The organism is Methylobacterium sp. HJ2 (assembly GCF_056431005.1).
Window position 1 is genome coordinate 428399 of sequence record NZ_JBWJYM010000001.1, and the last position, 17345, is coordinate 445743.

At 71.1% G+C, this 17345-nt stretch carries 21 protein-coding genes; 11 read left to right on the forward strand and 10 right to left on the reverse strand.

Annotated elements, in window-relative coordinates; genetic code table 11:
- Positions 1 to 43: 43 nt before the first annotated feature.
- Positions 44 to 1900: an ABC transporter transmembrane domain-containing protein gene (locus ACS5RC_RS01985; protein ID WP_478342140.1), complete on the reverse strand. Its 1857-nt coding sequence runs from the start codon at positions 1898 to 1900 to the stop codon at positions 44 to 46.
- Between the two features lie 246 nt (positions 1901 to 2146).
- Here ACS5RC_RS01985 and rpmE point away from each other — a divergent pair, with 246 nt between their 5' ends.
- Positions 2147 to 2398 (forward strand): 50S ribosomal protein L31, encoded by a 252-nt coding sequence (rpmE, locus tag ACS5RC_RS01990; RefSeq protein WP_478342141.1) that lies wholly within the window; start codon positions 2147 to 2149, stop codon positions 2396 to 2398.
- Positions 2399 to 2496: 98 nt separating this feature from the next.
- Here the strand turns inward: rpmE and rcdA are convergent, their stop codons facing one another.
- Positions 2497 to 3024, reverse strand: coding sequence for a protease adaptor protein RcdA (rcdA, locus tag ACS5RC_RS01995; protein WP_478342142.1), 528 nt, complete (start codon positions 3022 to 3024; stop codon positions 2497 to 2499).
- A gap of 420 nt (positions 3025 to 3444) precedes the next feature.
- On the opposite strand from rcdA, the gene ACS5RC_RS02000 reads away from it, so the two are divergent.
- Together ACS5RC_RS02000 and ACS5RC_RS02005 are read left to right on the forward strand one after the other, a co-directional pair.
- Positions 3445 to 3801 carry a type II toxin-antitoxin system RelE/ParE family toxin gene (locus ACS5RC_RS02000; RefSeq protein ID WP_478342143.1) on the forward strand — a complete coding sequence of 119 codons (357 nt, stop codon included), beginning with the start codon at positions 3445 to 3447 and terminating at the stop codon, positions 3799 to 3801.
- Position 3802: 1 nt separating this feature from the next.
- On the forward strand, positions 3803 to 4123 hold the full coding sequence (locus tag ACS5RC_RS02005) for an XRE family transcriptional regulator (RefSeq protein ID WP_478342144.1): 321 nt from the start codon (positions 3803 to 3805) through the stop codon (positions 4121 to 4123).
- A 78-nt stretch (positions 4124 to 4201) separates the two neighbouring features.
- On the opposite strand, the gene ACS5RC_RS02010 is transcribed toward ACS5RC_RS02005, so the two are convergent.
- The 3 genes from ACS5RC_RS02010 to ACS5RC_RS02020 all read right to left on the reverse strand — a co-directional run bounded on the left by ACS5RC_RS02010 (position 4202) and on the right by ACS5RC_RS02020 (position 7994).
- Positions 4202 to 6310 (reverse strand): TonB-dependent receptor family protein, encoded by a 2109-nt coding sequence (locus ACS5RC_RS02010; RefSeq protein WP_478342145.1) that lies wholly within the window; start codon positions 6308 to 6310, stop codon positions 4202 to 4204.
- Positions 6311 to 6581: 271 nt separating this feature from the next.
- On the reverse strand, positions 6582 to 7577 hold the full coding sequence (locus ACS5RC_RS02015) for a DUF1775 domain-containing protein (RefSeq protein WP_478342146.1): 996 nt from the start codon (positions 7575 to 7577) through the stop codon (positions 6582 to 6584).
- 42 nt (positions 7578 to 7619) lie between these two features.
- The gene (locus tag ACS5RC_RS02020; protein WP_478342147.1) at positions 7620 to 7994 is read right to left on the reverse strand and encodes a hypothetical protein; all 375 of its coding nucleotides are present in this window, start codon (positions 7992 to 7994) and stop codon (positions 7620 to 7622) included.
- Between the two features lie 253 nt (positions 7995 to 8247).
- Here ACS5RC_RS02020 and ACS5RC_RS02025 point away from each other — a divergent pair, with 253 nt between their 5' ends.
- The 4 genes from ACS5RC_RS02025 (at position 8248) to ACS5RC_RS02040 (ending at position 11589) form a co-directional block, all read left to right on the forward strand.
- The gene (locus ACS5RC_RS02025) at positions 8248 to 9564 is read left to right on the forward strand and encodes a L,D-transpeptidase family protein (RefSeq protein WP_478342148.1); all 1317 of its coding nucleotides are present in this window, start codon (positions 8248 to 8250) and stop codon (positions 9562 to 9564) included.
- 231 nt (positions 9565 to 9795) lie between these two features.
- Entirely contained in the window at positions 9796 to 10401 is a 606-nt protein-coding gene (locus ACS5RC_RS02030; protein WP_478342149.1) for a YceI family protein, read from the forward strand.
- Between the two features lie 25 nt (positions 10402 to 10426).
- On the forward strand, positions 10427 to 11026 hold the full coding sequence (locus tag ACS5RC_RS02035; RefSeq protein WP_478342150.1) for a cytochrome b: 600 nt from the start codon (positions 10427 to 10429) through the stop codon (positions 11024 to 11026).
- Positions 11023 to 11589 carry a YceI family protein gene (locus tag ACS5RC_RS02040; protein ID WP_478342151.1) on the forward strand — a complete coding sequence of 189 codons (567 nt, stop codon included), beginning with the start codon at positions 11023 to 11025 and terminating at the stop codon, positions 11587 to 11589. Before ACS5RC_RS02035 ends, ACS5RC_RS02040 begins: the two co-directional genes overlap by 4 nt.
- Positions 11590 to 11631: 42 nt before the next feature.
- Here the strand turns inward: ACS5RC_RS02040 and ACS5RC_RS02045 are convergent, their stop codons facing one another.
- On the reverse strand, positions 11632 to 12210 hold the full coding sequence (locus ACS5RC_RS02045; protein WP_478342152.1) for a type 1 glutamine amidotransferase domain-containing protein: 579 nt from the start codon (positions 12208 to 12210) through the stop codon (positions 11632 to 11634).
- A 210-nt stretch (positions 12211 to 12420) separates the two neighbouring features.
- On the opposite strand from ACS5RC_RS02045, the gene ACS5RC_RS02050 reads away from it, so the two are divergent.
- Entirely contained in the window at positions 12421 to 12627 is a 207-nt protein-coding gene (locus ACS5RC_RS02050; RefSeq protein ID WP_478342153.1) for a hypothetical protein, read from the forward strand.
- A gap of 60 nt (positions 12628 to 12687) precedes the next feature.
- Here ACS5RC_RS02050 and ACS5RC_RS02055 read toward each other — a convergent pair whose 3' ends face one another.
- Positions 12688 to 13077: a hypothetical protein gene (locus ACS5RC_RS02055; protein ID WP_478342154.1), complete on the reverse strand. Its 390-nt coding sequence runs from the start codon at positions 13075 to 13077 to the stop codon at positions 12688 to 12690.
- Between the two features lie 302 nt (positions 13078 to 13379).
- Here ACS5RC_RS02055 and ACS5RC_RS02060 point away from each other — a divergent pair, with 302 nt between their 5' ends.
- Together ACS5RC_RS02060 and ACS5RC_RS02065 are read left to right on the forward strand one after the other, a co-directional pair.
- Positions 13380 to 13589, forward strand: coding sequence for a cold-shock protein (locus tag ACS5RC_RS02060; RefSeq protein WP_109896418.1), 210 nt, complete (start codon positions 13380 to 13382; stop codon positions 13587 to 13589).
- Positions 13590 to 13797: 208 nt separating this feature from the next.
- Positions 13798 to 14031, forward strand: coding sequence for an AsnC family transcriptional regulator (locus tag ACS5RC_RS02065; protein WP_478342155.1), 234 nt, complete (start codon positions 13798 to 13800; stop codon positions 14029 to 14031).
- A gap of 59 nt (positions 14032 to 14090) precedes the next feature.
- Here the strand turns inward: ACS5RC_RS02065 and ACS5RC_RS02070 are convergent, their stop codons facing one another.
- Positions 14091 to 14918 carry an inositol monophosphatase family protein gene (locus ACS5RC_RS02070; RefSeq protein WP_478342156.1) on the reverse strand — a complete coding sequence of 276 codons (828 nt, stop codon included), beginning with the start codon at positions 14916 to 14918 and terminating at the stop codon, positions 14091 to 14093.
- A gap of 387 nt (positions 14919 to 15305) precedes the next feature.
- On the opposite strand from ACS5RC_RS02070, the gene ACS5RC_RS02075 reads away from it, so the two are divergent.
- Positions 15306 to 15821 carry a DUF6101 family protein gene (locus tag ACS5RC_RS02075; RefSeq protein ID WP_478342157.1) on the forward strand — a complete coding sequence of 172 codons (516 nt, stop codon included), beginning with the start codon at positions 15306 to 15308 and terminating at the stop codon, positions 15819 to 15821.
- Between the two features lie 6 nt (positions 15822 to 15827).
- Here ACS5RC_RS02075 and ubiA read toward each other — a convergent pair whose 3' ends face one another.
- Positions 15828 to 16763: a 4-hydroxybenzoate octaprenyltransferase gene (gene ubiA / locus ACS5RC_RS02080; RefSeq protein WP_478342158.1), complete on the reverse strand. Its 936-nt coding sequence runs from the start codon at positions 16761 to 16763 to the stop codon at positions 15828 to 15830.
- Positions 16764 to 16804: 41 nt separating this feature from the next.
- Positions 16805 to 17275, reverse strand: a complete 471-nt coding sequence (locus tag ACS5RC_RS02085) for a hypothetical protein (RefSeq protein WP_478342159.1) — start codon at positions 17273 to 17275, stop codon at positions 16805 to 16807.
- Positions 17276 to 17345 lie beyond the last annotated feature (70 nt).

Sequence of the window (17345 nt, forward strand, 5' to 3'; positions counted from 1 at the left end):
GGAAGGAGGGGGCCTCCGCGCCGGCCTGTCAACGGCGGGCCGCCTATTCGGCGACGGGGAGACGCTCGAGCCGCACCCGCGGGCCCTTGCCCCGCGCGGTCTCGTCCAGCGCGTCGGTGAATTGCAGCGCGGCGAGCTGGGCGTAGAGCGCGCCCTGGGCGAGCAGGCTCTCGTGGGTGCCCTCCTCGACGATACGGCCGTCGTCGAGGACGAGGATGCGGTCGGCTGCCCGGATCGTGGCCAGCCGGTGGGCGATGACCAGGGTGGTGCGCCCGCGCATCAGGGTGTCGAGGGCCTGCTGCACGGCTCGCTCGCTCTCGGCATCGAGCGCCGAGGTGGCCTCGTCGAGGAGCAGGATCGGCGCATCCTTGAGGATGGCGCGCGCGATGGCGACGCGCTGGCGCTGGCCGCCCGACAGCGTGACGCCGCGCTCGCCGACCTGGGTGTCGTAGCCCTGGGGCAGGGCGCGGATGAAGCCGTCGGCGTTGGCGAGCTCGGCCGCGCGCCGCACCTCGGCCTCGCTCGCCGCGCTGCGGCCGTAGCGGATGTTCTCCAGGACCGAGCCCGAGAACACCGTCGGATCCTGGGGCACCAGCGCCATGCGGGCGCGCAAAGCCTCCGGATCGACGCGCCGGATGTCGATGCCGTCGACGAGGATGCGGCCGCCCTGCGGATCGTAGAAGCGCAGCAGCAGCTGCAGCACGGTGGTCTTGCCGGCCCCGGAGGGCCCGACGAGGGCGATGCGCTCGCCCGAGGCGGCCTCGAAGCTCAGGTGGTCGAGGGCGGCGTGGCCGGCCCGGGTCGGGTAGGAGAAGGTCACGGCGTCGAAGGTGACGGCGCCCTGCGCCGGCTCCGGCATTGCCAGCGGCTCGGCCGGTGCGCCGATCGCCGGCTCGGCGGCCAGGATTTCGCCGAGGCGCTCGGCGGCGCCGGCCGATTGCGCCATCTCGCCGTAGACCTCGGAGAGCTGCCCGAGGGCACCCGCGCCGAACACGGCGTAGAGCACGAACTGCGAGAGCTGGCCCGCGCTCATGGCGTGGGCGAGCACCCCTTGGGCGCCGTACCACATCACCCCGACGACGCTGGCGGAGATCAGGAAGATCGCGACGCCCGTGAGGAGCGCGCGCCCCTGCACCGAGGCGCGGGCCGCCCCGTAAGCCTCCTCGGAGGCTGCGGCGAAGCGCGCGGCAGTGGCTTCGGCCCGCCCGAAGGCCTGCATGGTGCGCACCGCGCCCACCGCCTCGGCCGCGTAGGCCGAGGCGTCGGCGAGCCGGTCCTGGGCGGCGCGCGAGCGACGGCGCACGCCGCGCCCCGAGACGATCAGCGGGAAGACGATGAGGGGAATGGCGGCCAGCACCATCACCGAGAGCTTCGGGCTGGTGATCACCATCATGACGATGGCGCCGACGAACAGGAACAGGTTGCGCAGCAGGATCGAGATCGAGACGCCGAACACCGCCTTGACCTGCGTGGCGTCCGCGGTGAGCCGCGAGACGATCTCGCCCGATTGCGTGCGGTCGAAGAAGGCCGGGTCGAGCACGGTGAGCCGGCGGAACACGGCCGCGCGCAGATCCGCCACCACGCGCTCGCCCAGCGTCACCACCGTGTAGGTGCGCGCCGCGGACGACAGCGCCAGCACCGCCACGACCCCGAGCAGCGCCAGGAAATAGGCGTCGATCACGCCCGCTCCCTCCGCGGCGAAGCCGTGGTCGATCACCCGCCGCATGGCGATCGGCACCACCAGCGTCGCGGCCGAGGCACCGAGCAGGGAGACGAAGGCGGCGAGGATGCGACCGCGATAGCGCGTCGCGAACGGGACCAGGGGGCGGAGCGCACTGAGCGGGGCCTTGCCGCGCCCGGCGGCGGCTTCCGCGCCGCCGCGTTTCTGTCTACGAGCCATGGCGGTCCGATATCGTCCCCATCCCGCTTCGCACGCTTGTTCGCGGACGGAGCCTGCGGTATACGCGCGCCTTCATCCGATTGCGCGTGTTGAATGGCCGCGGGCCTCTGAGACGGGCCGGTCGGCGTTGCACGAGCCGTTGCCATGAACCCGGGGTTCATTGCAACAATTCCAAGTTACCCGTTCGTATCCCGCGAGTCCGGCATGGCCGGGGCTCCCGGGCGGCACTGTCAGGGACAAAAGGTCATGGCGAAGGATGCGGCCGCGAAGGCCAAGGGGACCGAGCACCCCGATTACCACTTCATCACCGTCGTGATGACGGACGGGACCGAGTACAAGACCCGCTCGACCTACGGCAAGGACGGCGACAAGCTGAACCTCGACATCGACCCGCTCACCCACCCGGCCTGGACCGGCGGCGAGCAGAAGATGCTCGACCGCGGCGGGCGCGTCTCGCGCTTCAACTCGCGCTTCGGCAACCTCGTCGGCCGCCGCTGAGCCGGTCCGGCGCCGCGGCGCCGGAACTCTGCGGAATCGAACAGGGGCGGTCCTCGCAGAGGGCCGCCCCTTTCGTTTGCGCCCGTCCGAAGCGCGGGTCAGCCGCGGCCGCCGAAGGCCGAGCGCAGCAGGCCCTGCTGAGCGGCGACCGGGCTGTCGAGGGGCTTGGGGGCGGGACGGTCGTCCGAGATCAGCGTGTCGAGATGGAGGATGCGCGCGTGCAGGCGGCGGGTCCGCAGCACGAGGTTCTGCAGGCGCACCGGCAGCAGCCCGAAGCTCTCGGCCTTCGGCGGCTCGGACGCCGCGAGGCGGACGCGATTCTTCTCCTGCAGCGCCTGGTCCGGCGTCAACTCGCCCTCCGCCACCGCGCGCTGGACCAGGAGCCAGGAGGCGATCTGCATCAGGAGCGTCGTCAGGCGCATGCTCTCGGCGGCGTAGCCGAGCGTCGCGTCGCGGGAGATCAGGCGCGACTCGTCGCGCCCCTCGCCGTCGAGATAGGCCGCGGTCTCCTCGACCAGGGCCATGCCGTCGCGAAACAGCGCCCGGAAGGCCTCCGACCCGACATAGGTCCGGCCGAAATCGATCCAGTCCTGCTCGTCGCGGAAGGTCACGTCGAAGCCAGTCATGTTGCCTCCTGCAGCGCGGATCGGGTCGGCCTGTCCCGATGCGGGATCAACGCGCCGATATCGGGGCCACGGCCGCAATCCTAACGCCGGACGGGGCGGTCCGGGCCATCAACTCTTGCTTAACCTTAATGGGAGCTGGCGCCGGAGCGGCATCCCCGGCCCTCTGAGGAGGCGAAGGTGCTGCGGGACAGGCGAGACCGGGACGGCGTTGTCCCTACGGCGCTGCGTCCCGCGGGCTCGCCTGTGCCGGATCGGGACAATCCCGCTCCGCGTCGTGCGACAGGGCGGACCGGGCCTGTCGCGGCAGCTCTGCAGAGAGGGGGATGGCGGAAACCTGTCTCCCGAGGGAGCCCGGCCGAAGACGAGGCGATATAGCCCAAGGCCTATGGACCGCCGTTAGCGGCGGGGCTATATCGGGCCATGCCATGGATCGTTCGCACCCATGACGACTTCGATCCGGAATTCGACGTCCTGGCCGTCGAGGTGCAGGACGCGCTCCTGGCGATGATGGCGCTGCTCGAGATCTACGGCCCGGCCCTCGGTCGGCCGCACGCCGACACCCTTGCCGGGTCGAGGCACACCAACATGAAGGAGCTGCGCTTCAAGGCATCGGACGGCGTGTGGCGGGTTGCGTTCGCGTTCGATCCGGAGCGGCAGGCGATCGTCCTCCTCGCCGGCGACAAGGCGGGCGTGGCCCAGGGGCGCTTCTACCGAAGGCTGGTCGCCAAGGCGGACCGCCGGTTCGCGCAGCACCTGAAGGCGATGAAGGAGGGTTGAGATGGGCCGCACGCGCGAAGAGATCATGGCCGCACTTCCCGAAGCGCGCCGGGCGAGGATCGAGGCCCGCGCGGCCGAACTCGCCGGCGAGGTGGAGGGCCTGAGGGCCCTGCGCGAGCTGGCCGATCGCAGCCAGGAGGAGATCGCCCGGGTGCTCGGCGTCAAGCAGCCGTCCGTCCTGAAGATGGAGCGGCAGGCCGATCTCTACCTGTCCACCCTGCGCCGCTTCGTGGAGGCCGCCGGCGGCACCCTGGAACTGCGTGTCGAGCTTCCCGGGAAGGGCACCCTGCGGCTTACCGGCATGGGCGACATCACCCACTGATCGCGTCAACGCGGCCGCCGCCGCGGCGGCGGCCCGTTTCGACTCCAGGGCGGGCGCCGCCGCCCGCCGAAGAATCGCTCAGAACGCGGCGCGCACCCCGCCGAACACCGACCGGCCGGCGCCCGGGTAGAAGGCTGCCGGCGCCGCCGCGGAGGCCGCGGCGTTGGCGAGCACCGAGACGTCCGAGACGTAGCGGGCGTCGAGGAGGTTGCGGGCGTCGATGAAGAGCGAGACCCCGTTGGCGAAGTCGATTCCCGTCTGGAGGTTGAGGAGCGCGTAGCCCGGCACCTTCAGGGTGTTGGCGTGGTCGGCGAAGGCCCCCTGCGGCACCCAGTCGACGGAGGGGCTCAGGTAGAACCCGCTCGGATGCGCGTAGCCGAGCACGCTGCGCAGGACGTCCTGCGGGATGCCGGCGATGCGGTTGCCGCCGTAAGTCGGGTCGCGCACGAAGCGGAAGTCGTTGTGCGTCCAGATCTGGGTGAGGGTGAGCGTGTCGCCGACGCCCGTGAGGTCGCGCGCCGCCACGAGGGAGATCGCGGCCTCGACGCCCTGGTGCACCGTGCGGGGGGCGTTGAAGGTCGCGGCCGGCACGCCGATGGCGGCGCCGGCCGCCGTGTTGAAGTTGATCAGCTCGTTGCGGATCTCGGCCCGGTAGAGCGTCACGTCCCAGGTCAGCCGGTCGATCGTGCCGCGTGCGCCCGCCTCGTAGGTCCAGGCGCGCTGGGCCTCGAGCGGCACGAAGGTGGTGCGCAGCGTGTTGGTCTGCACGAGGTCGGAGAAGTCCGGCACGTCGCGCGAGCGGGTGACGTCGCCGAAGACCTGGACCTCGGGGAGGGGCTGCCACAGCAGCCCGATCTTCGGGTTGACGCCCTCGTAGGTGATGTCGGCGAATTGCACGCCCGGGCTCGCGGGCAGGCCGCCCTTGTTGCTGTAGGTGCGGTTCGACGAGAACAGCTTGGCCCCCGTCATCAGCGCCACGTCCGGCAGGAACCAGAACCGGTTCTCGCCGTAGGCCTCGAGATTGGAGGCGCTCTGCAGGGCGTTCAGCGTCTGCCCGTTGCGCTGGCCCGCGAGGTTGTTGAACTGCAGCGCGGCGTTCTGGCCCGCAGAGGCGCGCAGGCCCAGGATCGTGTCGTTGCGGTAGCCCGCGACGTCGAAGCTGCCCGCCCAGTGCGGGCTGATCCCGTAGGTCCAGCCGTCCTGGTCGATCACCTGGAAGATCGGATGGTACAGGGACTTGTGGATCGCCCAGGTGTCGACGTCGAGCTTGCCCACGTCGAGCACGAAGGAGGTGCGGTTGGCGATGCGCTCGGTCTCGACCTTGCGCGATTGGTTCATGGCGAGCGCGGCGGGGTTGGCGCGCGTCGGGTTGTTGAGCGCGTCGGACAGGCTCAGCGTGCCGGGCAGCTTCTGGTCGGTGAGGTAGAGGCCCGCGTAGAACCGCGTCTCCACGCCGGGCGCCAGCCTGTAGCCGAGATTGGCGTTGAAGTTCTGCGTGCGCTGGGCTTCGTGGCTGCGGTAGCTGTCCGAGTTCGTCAGCGTGCCGTTGATCAGCACGTCCACCGGCCCGGAGATCCGCGAGGCCTGGAAGTTCTCCCGGATCGTGTTGAAGCTGCCGCCGTCGATGCGCAGGATGTTGGGCGCGAAGGCGGTGTAGGCCGTCGGCGTCACGAAATTGACGGCGCCGCCGAGCGTCGTTGCCCCGAAGGTGAGGGCGTTGCCGCCCTTGAACACCTCGGCCGAGCGCAGGGCCAGGGGATCGATCTGGTAGAAATCGCCGCTGCCGTCGGCGAGATTCACCGGGATCCCGTCCTGAAGAACCTCGAGTCCGCGCAGGTGGAAGTTGCGGCTGACGCCGGAGCCGCGGATCGAGAGCCGCAATTCCTGGCCGTAGCGGCTCTGCACGAAGACGCCCGGTACGTCCTTCAGCACGTCGCGCAGGGTGTTGGCGTAGCGGTTCTGGATGCCCGCGGCGTCCACGAAGGCGACGGAGCCGACCGTGGCGTTCACGGCCGCGCGCTGCTCGGCGACGCTCGGCACGGTGGCCGAGCCCTGCGCGGCGCCGGTCACCGAGAGTTCGGAGAGCTCGACCACGGCCGCGTCGGGCGCGGCGCGGGCCGTGACGGTCAGGACGAGGGAGGGGAGGAGGGCGAGAGCGAGGGCGCTTCGCCCCAGGAGGGTCTGCATCGGACGGACTCCGGACGGCCCCCGGCCTGCGGGCGGGCGGCGCGTCCCGATCGGGAATGGGAAAGGCGCGGATCTCCGCGCGCGTGATCACGCGGGCCCGGACCGCGTCTTCGGACGACGCGGTCGGGCCGGGCAGGCGCTCCGACAGGGCGCATGAGGGAGGCGTTCGCCGGCGTCGGGGCCGCTCTCGAGCCGGTCGGGGCGCCGCGCGGGGCTCTCACGCCCCGCGCGGGCCGGGTCCGATCGCACGTCCCGATCGCGCCGCGGCGCCTCAGTGGTGCTGATGCGCGCCGGCCGCGGACGGGGCTTGCGCCCCGATCGGCGCCACCGAAAAGGTCACCGGGACCGTACCGGCGCGCGCGAAGGTCAGCGTCCCCTGAACCGGATCGCCGACGACGGGACCGCTCCTCAGGTCCTCGAACATCAGGTGCAGGCCGCCGGGCTTCAGCTCCACCGTCTCGCCGGGCTTGATGACGAGGCCGTTCTCGAGGGCCGACATCTTCATCACGCCGCCCTCCATCGACATCGCGTGGACGTCGCCGCGGCCCGCGAGCGGGATCGAGGCGGCGGTCAGCGTGTCGGGTTCGCTGCCCGTATTGGTGATCCGGACGTAGCCGCCCGCGACCTTGGCGCCCGCCGGCGTCGCGCGCAGCCACGGCGTCTCGATGCGGAGTGCGCCGGCTGAGACCGTGCCGGACGCGGCCGGCGCCGCGGCGCCCTTCTGCGCGGCGGCGACGATCCGCACGGCGGGCGCGGGCGCCGTCAGCGCGCCCGCGGCCTCGCCCTCCGCCGGGATCTGGCTCCAGCGGTAGCTGCCCTCCCGGCAATCCTGCTCCACCGGGAAGTAGGCGGTGCCGCCCGGCGCGAAGGCGTCCGAGACGCGCACCACGAAGGTGAACTCGTCGAACTCGTCGTCGGGAAGCTCGCCGCCGCTCCAGGTGATCGTCTTCACCCCCTCCGAGACCGTGCCGTGGAAGGACTGATAGGGCCGCTCGTAGGCGCCGCGGGCGGTGCTCACCACCCAGCCGGGCTTCGGCATCGGCTTGGCGCCGATCATCCCCTCGGGGATCGTGACGCTGACGCGGGTGGTCGGCTTGCCGTCGCAGCCGTGCATGATCTGCAGGACGCCGCGATAGCCGGCGCCGGGGCTCGCCTCCTTGCGCTCGAGGACGGCGTGGGCCGAGGCGGTGAGGGTGGCCGGGCCCAGGAGAGCCACGAGCGAGAGCGCCGCGACGGCGGTCGTGCGGGTGCGGAACGGTGATGTCATGGGACGAGGTCCGTTGTCTGAGGGATCCGATGGGCGATCGTCTCAGAGCGTGGGCGGACCTCGCGGATGGGCGGCGACGTCCGGCGGCCCACGCGGGCGATAGGACGGAGCCGGGAGCCAGGCGACGGCCGCGGCCTCGCGCGGCGGCCGGATTGTGGCGGCGACGGGATCGCGCGCGGGCAGCGCCCCGGCGGCGAGGTGGGCCGCGATGCAGCAATCGAGATGGGCGTGCGGGGCCTTGGCCGGGGCGTCGTCCGTCGCCGAGATCGGGGCGCAGTGGATGCCGTCAGGGCCCGCCGCCGCCGGCATCAGGCCGCCGAGGAAGCCCTGCAGCACGAAGGCGTAGAGGGCGAGCACGGCGACGAGCGTGCGCAGCCCTCTCGAATCTCCGCGTGCCGTGGCGCGTCCCGCTGTCATGCCGGTGCCGTTAGCCCATCGCGCGCGGGTGCGCCAGGGAACTGCGCCATATCTGCCACGGCCACGCTGCCTCGGCTGTAGCGCCGGGGCCGCACCGCGCCTCCGCGTGCGCCGCCGCACAGCCGCGCCACAATCTGGCCCGGTCCACATGGGTTCTTAACCGCACCCAGACACCCTGGCGCTCACGGGGATGGGTGGTCCGACACAGGGCCGCCGATCCCGTTTCGCCTTTCAGGACCAGAGCCACCGACCGATGCTCACACAGGCACATACTCGGGTCTCCACCGGCGTCGCGCTGCTCGCCGGCCTGACCTTCGGCACCGCCCTCGCCACCGGCGCGCTCGCCCGCGAGCCGGCCGGCTTCGCCCAGGCCGAATGGGCCCAGGACTACGCCTCGCCCGCCGCCATGCAGGTGCAGCGCTCCTCGACGCCGATCCTCTCGCCCCAGACCGTGGCGGCGACCGAGCAGATGATCGAGCGCTACAAGGACATCGTCGGTCGCGGCGGCTGGCGCCAGGTTTCCGGCGCCGACCGGCTGCGCGTCGGCGCGCGCGGCCCGGCGGTGGCCGCGGTGCGCGAGCGCCTGGTCGTCACGGGCGACCTCGATCCGGTGGCGGGCACCTCCGGCGTGTACGATTCCTACGTCTCGGCCGGCGTGAAGCGCTTCCAGGCCCGCCACGGCCTCAGCCAGACCGGCGTCATGAGCCTCGCCACGCAGCAGGCGATGAACGTGCCCGCCGACGTGCGCCTGCGCCAGCTCGAGATCAACGCGGTGCGCCTGCGCTCCTATTCGGGCAACCTCGGCAACCGCTTCGTCATCACCAACATCCCGGCCGCCCTCGTGCAGACGGTGGAGAACGGCCAGGTCGTCACGCTGCACGCCGCGGGTGTCGGCAAGATCGACCGCCAGTCGCCGATCATGAACACCAAGGCGACGCAGATCAATTTCAACCCGACCTGGACGGTCCCGGCTTCCATCGTGAAGAAGGACCTCATCCCGAAGATGCAGAAGGATCCGAACTACCTCACGGACAACAAGATCCGCATCCTCTCGGGCGGCAGCGAGATCTCCCCCAAGGCCGTGAACTGGTTCTCCGACGAGGGGACGCGCTACACCTATCGGCAGGATTCAGGCGCCGACTTCAACTCGATGGGCATCGTGCGCATCAACATCCCGAATCCCTACGGCGTGTTCATGCACGACACGAACACCAAGGGCGTGTTCGGCGACGACTTCCGCTTCATCTCCTCGGGCTGCGTGCGTGTGCAGAACGTGCGCGAGTACATCACGTGGCTCCTCAAGGACACGCCCGGCTGGGGCCGCGAGCAGGTCGAGGAGGCGATCGAGAGCGGCAAGCGGATCGACGCGACGCTGACCCAGCCCGTGCCGGTGTACTGGACCTACATCACCGCCTGGGCGACGCCGGACGGCTTGGTCCAGTTCCGCGACGACATCTACAAGCGCGACGGCGTGAACGTGCCCTCGACGATCAGCGCGCCGACCCCCGTGGCGAGCGCGGAATCGACGATGCCGCAGACCTTCGAGCCGGGCGACGAGGAGAACAACTGACCGACCCTCGCCCCGTCCGGTCGTGATCACGAAGGCCCGCCCCCTCCGCCGAGGGAGCGGGCCTTTCGCGTTCCGCGCCGCCCACGGCCCCGGCTGAGGTTTCCGGATCGGAAACTCTGCAGTGCCGGATCGCCGGCTTAACCGGCCCGCCCGATCGGCCTATCAAGCCTCACCGCGCGCCGACGGGGCACCCGCAGGAATCCGCCGCGCGCTCATCACCGGAGTTCAGCCGTGAAGCCCATCCTCGTCGCCGCCTTCGCCCTCACCCTGGCGGCCCCGGCCCTGGCCCAGTCGCCGGCAACCCGCGATCCGGCCCAGATCCAGGCCGGGACCTACGTCGTCGATCCGGGCCATACCCAGGTCGGATGGCGCGTCTCGCATATGGGCTTCTCGAACTACGCGGGCGGGTTCTCGAACGTCTCGGGCAGCCTCGTGCTCGATCCGAAGAGCCCCGCTCAGTCGAAGCTCTCGGTGACGATCCCGGTCTCCTCCGTCACCACCACGAGCGACAAGCTCACGGGCGAGCTCAAGGGCGACCAGTGGCTCGACGCGGGCAAGTTCCCCGAGATGAAGTTCGTCTCGACCAAGGTCGTGCCCGAGGGCAAGGACCGGGCGAAGGTGACCGGCGACCTGACGCTCCACGGCGTGACCAAGCCCGTCACCCTCGCGGTGACGCTGGTCGGCGCGGGCGTGAACCCGCTGAGCAAGAAGGTGACGGTCGGCTTCGAGGCGACGGGCACGCTGCAGCGCTCGGAGTTCGGCGTGAAGACCTACGTGCCGCTGATCGGCGACGCCCTGCACCTCACCATCGCGGGCGCCTTCGAGCGCCAGGACTGACCGACGGCGATCGGGGAGACCGCCCATGGCGATGGCGGCGCGGCGCTACACGCGCGTGGCGATCCTGCTGCACTGGGCGAGCGCGCTCTGCGTGCTCGCCCTGATCGGCATGGGCCTCGCGATGGTCCACGCGGATCTCGCGCCGATGGGGCGGTTCCAGCTCTACCAATGGCACAAGTCGGTCGGGATCACGGTCCTGCTGCTGACAATCCTGCGCCTGGGATGGCGGCTCGGCCACCGGCCGCCGCCCCATCCCGCCGCGATGCCGGCGCGCGAGCGGCGGGCGGCCTCGTTCGCCCACCTCGCCCTCTACGGCCTGCTGATCGGGCTCCCGCTCGCGGGCTGGGGCGTGGTCTCGCTCTCGCCCTTCAACATCCCGACCGTGCTCTACGGGGCGATCCCCTGGCCGCACCTGCCGCTGGCGGCGATCCTGCCCGACCCGGCGCTCGGCGAGGCCTGGCTCAAGCGGCTGCACGCCTACGGGGCCTGGGGACTCGCCGCGCTGTTGACGCTGCACGTCGCGGCGGCCCTGCGCCATCACTGGATCCTGCGCGACGATGTGTTGCGCCGGATGCTGCCTGGCCGCGCAACGGCCGAGTCACCCCTGCCAAGGCCGAACCGATGACCCGCGCCCTGCCGATCCTCCTCGCGCTCCTCACGCCTGCCGTGGTTCCGGCCCGAGCGGCCGAGTGGCAGGTCGATCCGGCCCGGAGCAGCCTGGGCTTCTCGGGGGTACAGGTCGGCGCGCCCTTCTCCGGCCGATTCGAGCGCTTCACGGTCGCGCTGAGCTTCGACCCGAACGCCCCCGAATCCGGGCGCGCCACGGTCCTCGTGGATCTCGCGAGCGCGCGCACGGGCGACGTCCAGCGCGACGAGGCGCTGCCGCAGAAGGACTGGTTCGACGTCAAGGCGGAGTCGAAGGCCCGTTTCGAGGCGACGCGCTTCGTGGCCAAGGGCGGGGATCGCTACGAGGCGATCGGAACCCTGACCATTCGGGGCGTCACGCGCCCCGTGACGCTCCCCTTCCGGCTCACCCTCGACGGCGGACAGGCCCGGGCTTTGGGCCATCTCGACCTGGTGCGGACGGAGTTCGGCGTGGGCCAGGGCCCCTGGGCCTCGGGGCAGTGGGTAGCCCTGGCGGTCGGCGTCGATCTCGATCTCGTCGCCGCGCAGAAGCCAAGCCCCTGAAGGGAACGCCGGTCCGCCTGGGCGGACCGGCGCGTGAGGCGCTCAGGCCGCGAGCTGGCGGCCCTGGTGCAGGCCTTCCTTCACCTCCTCGATGATCTTTGCGCAGAAGGCATCGAGATCGCCGGGATTGCGGCTGGTGATGATGCCCTGATCGGTCACGACCGCCTCGTCGTGCCACTGACCGCCCGCATTGACCACGTCGGTCCGGATCGACTGGAACGAGGTGACGTTGCGGCCCTTGACGGCGCCGACCTCGATCAGCAGCCACGGCGCATGGCAGATCGCGGCCACGACCTTGCCGGCGGTCAGAAAGCTGCGGATCGTCTCGAGCGCGCGGGCCTCGGTCCGGAGCTTGTCGGGGTTGATCTGGCCGCCCGGCAGGACGAGCACGTCGTAGGCGGCCGGATCGATCGCCTCGACATCGTGATCGACCGCGACGTTCTTGCCCCAGTCGGTCTTGTCCCAGGCGCGGATCGATTCCTTGGCGTCGCGGCTGCGCGGCGCGGCCACGTGCACGGTGGCGCCCGCTTGGCGCAGCTTGGTCAGCGGGACGGTGAGTTCGGTCTCCTCGAAGCCGTCGGTGGCGAGGATCAGGACCTTGGCCTGGGCGATGTCGGGCATGGGGCGTCTCCGTGTTGGGGCGTCTTCGTGGACGGGCAACGGGATCGCCGAACGGACGTTCCGCTCCTTACCAGCACGTCAGGGCTGCGCGGGGAGGGCCTTTCCTGCACTCCGGTCTGGCCCGCGCCGGAGCCGTCCGCGGCCGGGAACGGAACCCCGCATGGAAGCCGTCTGTTGGATTCTCGACCCCCGACAGCATGGAGAGATCGCATGGCCAATCCCGGCGTCCCGACCCCCGATCCCACACCCGGCGACCTGCCGCTGCCGCCCCAGCCCGACGATCTGCCGGATATCGGTCCGACGGGTCCGCGCAGCCCCTACCCGGTCAACGACCCCGGCATCGGCGAGCCCGGCGGTCCGGGCTCGGAGCCCGACGTCTTCCCCGGCAGCCCGACCGATCCCGGCGTCCGGATGTAGGAAGAACAGCCCGCGGCGGGCGCCGGCTCGCTGCGGGCATCCTCATGGACGACAGGGGCCTCAATGGCCCCCGTGCGAGGCGCGCACGTCGCGCGGGGCGTTCAGGATCTCGGACAGGCTCGTCGCGACGTGGCGGGCCTCCTCGTCCGTCAGCCGCAGCTGGAACGGCGGCAGGGCGCCGGCCTGCAACGCGACGACGGCCTGGCCCTGCTCGTCGGTGCCGACCTCGATCGCCGAGGACGTGACGTCGAGCATGGCGATGTCCTCCTCGTTCATCTCATCGGACATGTCGCCGTCCTCCGGCTCGTCGATGGCCGTGAGCAGCTGGCCGACCGCCCTTACGAGAGCCCGCGCGGCGCGCGCGTCCATCACCACGGCCGTGGCCTGATCGTCCTTCTGGAACGAGAGCTGGATGTTCGCGCCCTCCAACGATACCGAGATTCCTGCCATGGTCGCCTAACTGTCTGATCGCGTATTCTTATATGCACCCCGCGGTCGGGGAATCACAGGGCCTTCGGGGGGGCGGCGCGGCGAAACGACCGGCCGCCGGGCAAATTGGAGGCCGCATTCGCCTTGTTGCAGCCGCAAGGACATCCTAAATAGGTTGTCGGGGGGCCACGCATCGAGACCGGCGCTTTTGAAGGTCAAGCGTCTCGTGCCCCGCCTGCTCTGCAAGACTTTCTGAAGACGTGAGAGCCGCGCGCCTCTGTTCGTGCGTGCCTGCGTCTAATGGACGATACGAGGTACTATACGTGAATACCGGCACCGTGAAGTGGTTCAACGAGACCAAGGGCTACGGCTTCATCCAGCCCGACGACGGCGGCAAGGACGTCTTCGTCCACATCTCCGCCGTCGAACGCGCTGGGATGCGTAACCTCGTCGAGGGCCAGAAGATCTCCTACGAGATCCTCACCGACAAGCGCAGCGGCAAGGACGCTGCGGGCAACCTCCAGGCGGCCTGACGCGCCACCCGCGGGTCTCGCATAGATCACCCGCCACGCGGCCACAGCCATGGCCGAAACCATCCGACGCCTCGGCCTTCCGGCCGGTGGCGCCGGACGGCATCAAATCTTAACACGAATCAACCATAACCAACGCCGCAGGGTCCGGCCTGGTATGCACCGGCCGCTTATCACCTGCGCGACACCTGAGAAAACGATAACAAGAAACATGATGTTCGAGTTCACGCGCCGTCACGGCGCCCGGTCGCCCGTCACGGACGCGCCGACCTTCAAGGTCAAGAGCCTCAGCGAGGCTTCATCGACGGGCCGCAAGGCCGACCTCAGCCACCTGATCGACGGCAGCTACGGCTATCATTCGCAGCGCGAGCTGCGCTGGCATCTGGCCGAGCGCCTGGGTCTCGCGCCCGCCACGCTCGCGCTGCGCGAGCGCGCCGACGCCTGAGGCCCCCCACGGGCGGCGGAGACCCCGCCGCCTCATGCACGTTTCAAACCCGGATCGGTTCAGCCTCCCGCCCATGCGGCGAGCGCCTCGGTCCGAAGGCCTCCCGTCACAGCGACCAGTTCGCCATGGACGGGATCCGGCCGGTTGTAGACCGGCGCTCGTCCCTCCACATCGCAGACCGCGCCGCCGGCCTCCCGCAGGATGAGATCGGCCGCCGCCAGATCCCAGTCGCGGGCATTGGCGGTGACGAGCCCGAGGTCGACGGACCCGTCCGCCACCCGCACCAGGCGCAAAGCCAGCGACGGGATGCGGTCGATCCGCAGGAAATCCGCCGTCTCTCCCTGTTGCGCGAGGCCGCGCTCGACCCGCTCGAACATCGGCTTCGGGCCGGTCACGCGCGCGCCCGGCAAGCGGCCGCGCTCCGACACGCGGATCGGCACGCCGTTGCAGGTCGCCCCCTGTCCGCGCACCGCTTCGTAGGCCTTGCCCCCCGCGGGCGCGTGGACGAAGCCGAGAATCGGCTCTCCCCCGGAGAGGAGCGCCACGGCGATCGACCAGTCGGGATGACCCGACAGGAACGCCCGCGTCCCGTCGATCGGATCGACGATCCAGACCAGATCGCGGCCGATCCGTGCGGGATCGTCGGCGGTCTCCTCCGAGAGCCAGGCGGCGCGCGGCATCATCTCGCTCAGCCGGATCTTCAGGAAGGTGTCGACGGTGACGTCGGCCTCGGTCACCGGCGAGCCGCCGGCCTTCGACCAGACGCGCGCCGAGGTGTGGCCGCCCGCGTTGAAGAACGGCAGCGCGAGGCCGGCCGCCTCGCGGATCACGTTGCGCAGGGCCGGCATCAGGGCAGTGACGGCATCGGCGGAGATCGGGTCTGTCATCCGTGCTCCGGATCGGGTGCGTGGCAGCCCAGGGCGGTACGGTCGTTCCCCGAGGGGCCCGACCGGAGACGCGAGGGACGGAGTGGGGCGGGAGCCGGATCGGTCCCGGTTCCCGTCTCCGTTCTAAGGTGCGCTGCGGCAGGCCACAAGGATTGCGAAGCCGCACGGGGCGGCTGGCAGACCCGCGAAACCGCGCCGCGCCCCCCGCGCGATGCGGCGCATACGGACGATCCGGGCAAGGAAGCATTGAGCATTCCATCGACAAACCCGCTGTCCAGAAACGCTTAACTTTGGCTCTTAAGCCGTTTGAGGGCGCCTGCGCGGCAATCTGCTCTGCATAACGGACGGTCCGACAGAGACCGCCACTTGCGACAGGGCATCGAGACGATGAACACTTACCAGACCATGGATGTGAGCCTCGAACACCCGCGCCGCGAGGGCGCCGCGCCGGCCGGTACGGTGCTCCCCCTTCGGAGCCTCCCGGTGTTCGGCCGGGTCACGGGCGTCACCGCGCAGGCGGCTAAGCCGGCCGGCATCGCGCTCGCCTACGCCAACGAAGCCAGCGAGGCCAGCGGCGAGGATTGCTTCATGCTCGCCCTCGTCGACGGCGCGGGCGCGGCGTTCTCGCAGTTCGGGCCGTTCGGCGAGGACGATGTCGTGGCGATCTGGCGCGACATGGCGGCCAGGAGCGGCCTGCCCCGGATGATCGTGCGGGAGGACGGCGTGATCAGCGCCGTCTCGCAGCAGATCGGCCGCCTCGCGCTCGGCCGGGTTCGGATCCGCCGCCGCCACGGCTCGCTCTGCGACCGCCGTCCGCGCTTCCTCGTCCGCCGCAAGACCGGCCGCCTGCCGGCGCGCCCCCTGATCCACCGCGGCGAGAAGGAGATCATCGCCCGCAGCTAGACCCGCTCAGGCGAGGGCGCCCCGCAGGACGCTATCCGCCGCGAGCCCGGCGAACAGGAGCAGGCCGGCCGTGCGGTTGGCCCGGAACAGGGCGAGCGCCCCGCGCCCGTCGCGCTCCCGCAGGTTCAGGACCTGCCAGCCCAGATGCGCGGCGAAGGCCGCGATCCCGAGATACGACGGCGCCCCGGCACCCGCGTTCCAGGCCGCCAGCCCGATCAGCAGCACGGCCAGCCCGTAGCAGAGCCCGACCGCCGCCTTGAGATGGCGCCCGAACAGGCGCGCCGAGGAGCGGATCCCGGCGATCTCGTCGTCCTCGATGTCCTGCACCGCGTAGATCGTGTCGTAGCCGATCACCCAGGCGATGCTGCCGGCGTAGAGGAAGAGCGCCGCCGGATCGATCCGGCCGAACACCGCGACCCAGCCCATCAACCCGCCCCACGCGAAGGCGAGGCCGAGCACCAGCTGGGGCATCGACATCACGCGCTTCATGAACGGGTAGATCGCCACCGGCAGGAGCGAGCCCAGGCCGACCAGGATCGCCGCGCCGTTGAACTGCAGCAGGACCAGGAGGCCGACGAGCGCCTGCGCCACCAGGAACAGGGCGGCGTCGCGCGCGCGCACCTGGCCCGAGGGGAGGGGACGCGAGCGGGTGCGCTCGACCTGGGCGTCGAGGTCGCGGTCGGCGATGTCGTTGTAGGTCGAGCCGGCGCCCCGCATCGCCACCGCGCCGACGAGGAACAGCGCGAGGTGCCGCGGATCCGGAGCGGGCAGACCGGCCCGGGTCGCGGCCAGCGCCGCCGACCACCAGCACGGCAGCAGCAGGAGCCACCACCCGATCGGCCGATCGATCCGGGCGAGGCGCAGGTAGGGCCGCGCGCGGCGCGGCGCCAAGCGGTCGACCCAGTGGCCGGCCACCGCATCGGCGACGCGCCCGTCGGTCACGGCCCGCCGGTCTGAGAGGTCGCGGCCGGATCCGGCCGGGATCAGAGCGCGCCCTGGGGCAGCTTGAACGAGCCGGTGAGACCCGGGCCGCCGAGAAGGCCGCCGCCACCGCCGCCGTTGGCGGCCTGGGCCTTGGCCTGGGCCTCCATCTTCGAGGCCTGGGCGGCGACGCCGCAGATCTTGGTGCGGATACCCGAGACCTTGACGTGATCGGCCTTGAAGCCCTCGGCGAAGGAGTCGGGGATCTGGCACCACTCCTTGTTGGCCTCGATCCACTTCACGCCCTTGAGGCCATTGGCCTGTAGCTTGCCGAACAGGGCGCAGGCCTCCTGCGGGGTCATCTTCTTCTTCGACGTCGAGGCGGCGTTGGCCCGGCCGACGAGCTCCTTGCGCTCCATCAGCGTCTGCTGGATCGCGCCGCATTCGGGCGCCGCCTGCGCGAGCGCCGCGACGCTCGTCAGCGTGCTGCCGGCAAGCGCCGCGCCGGCCAGTGCCCAGATCCTGAATGCCATCGTCTCGACTCCCTGCCTCCGTCGCCCGAGCCCCGCGCCGGCTCCGCGGCGCGTCGGGCGCTGCGACCGG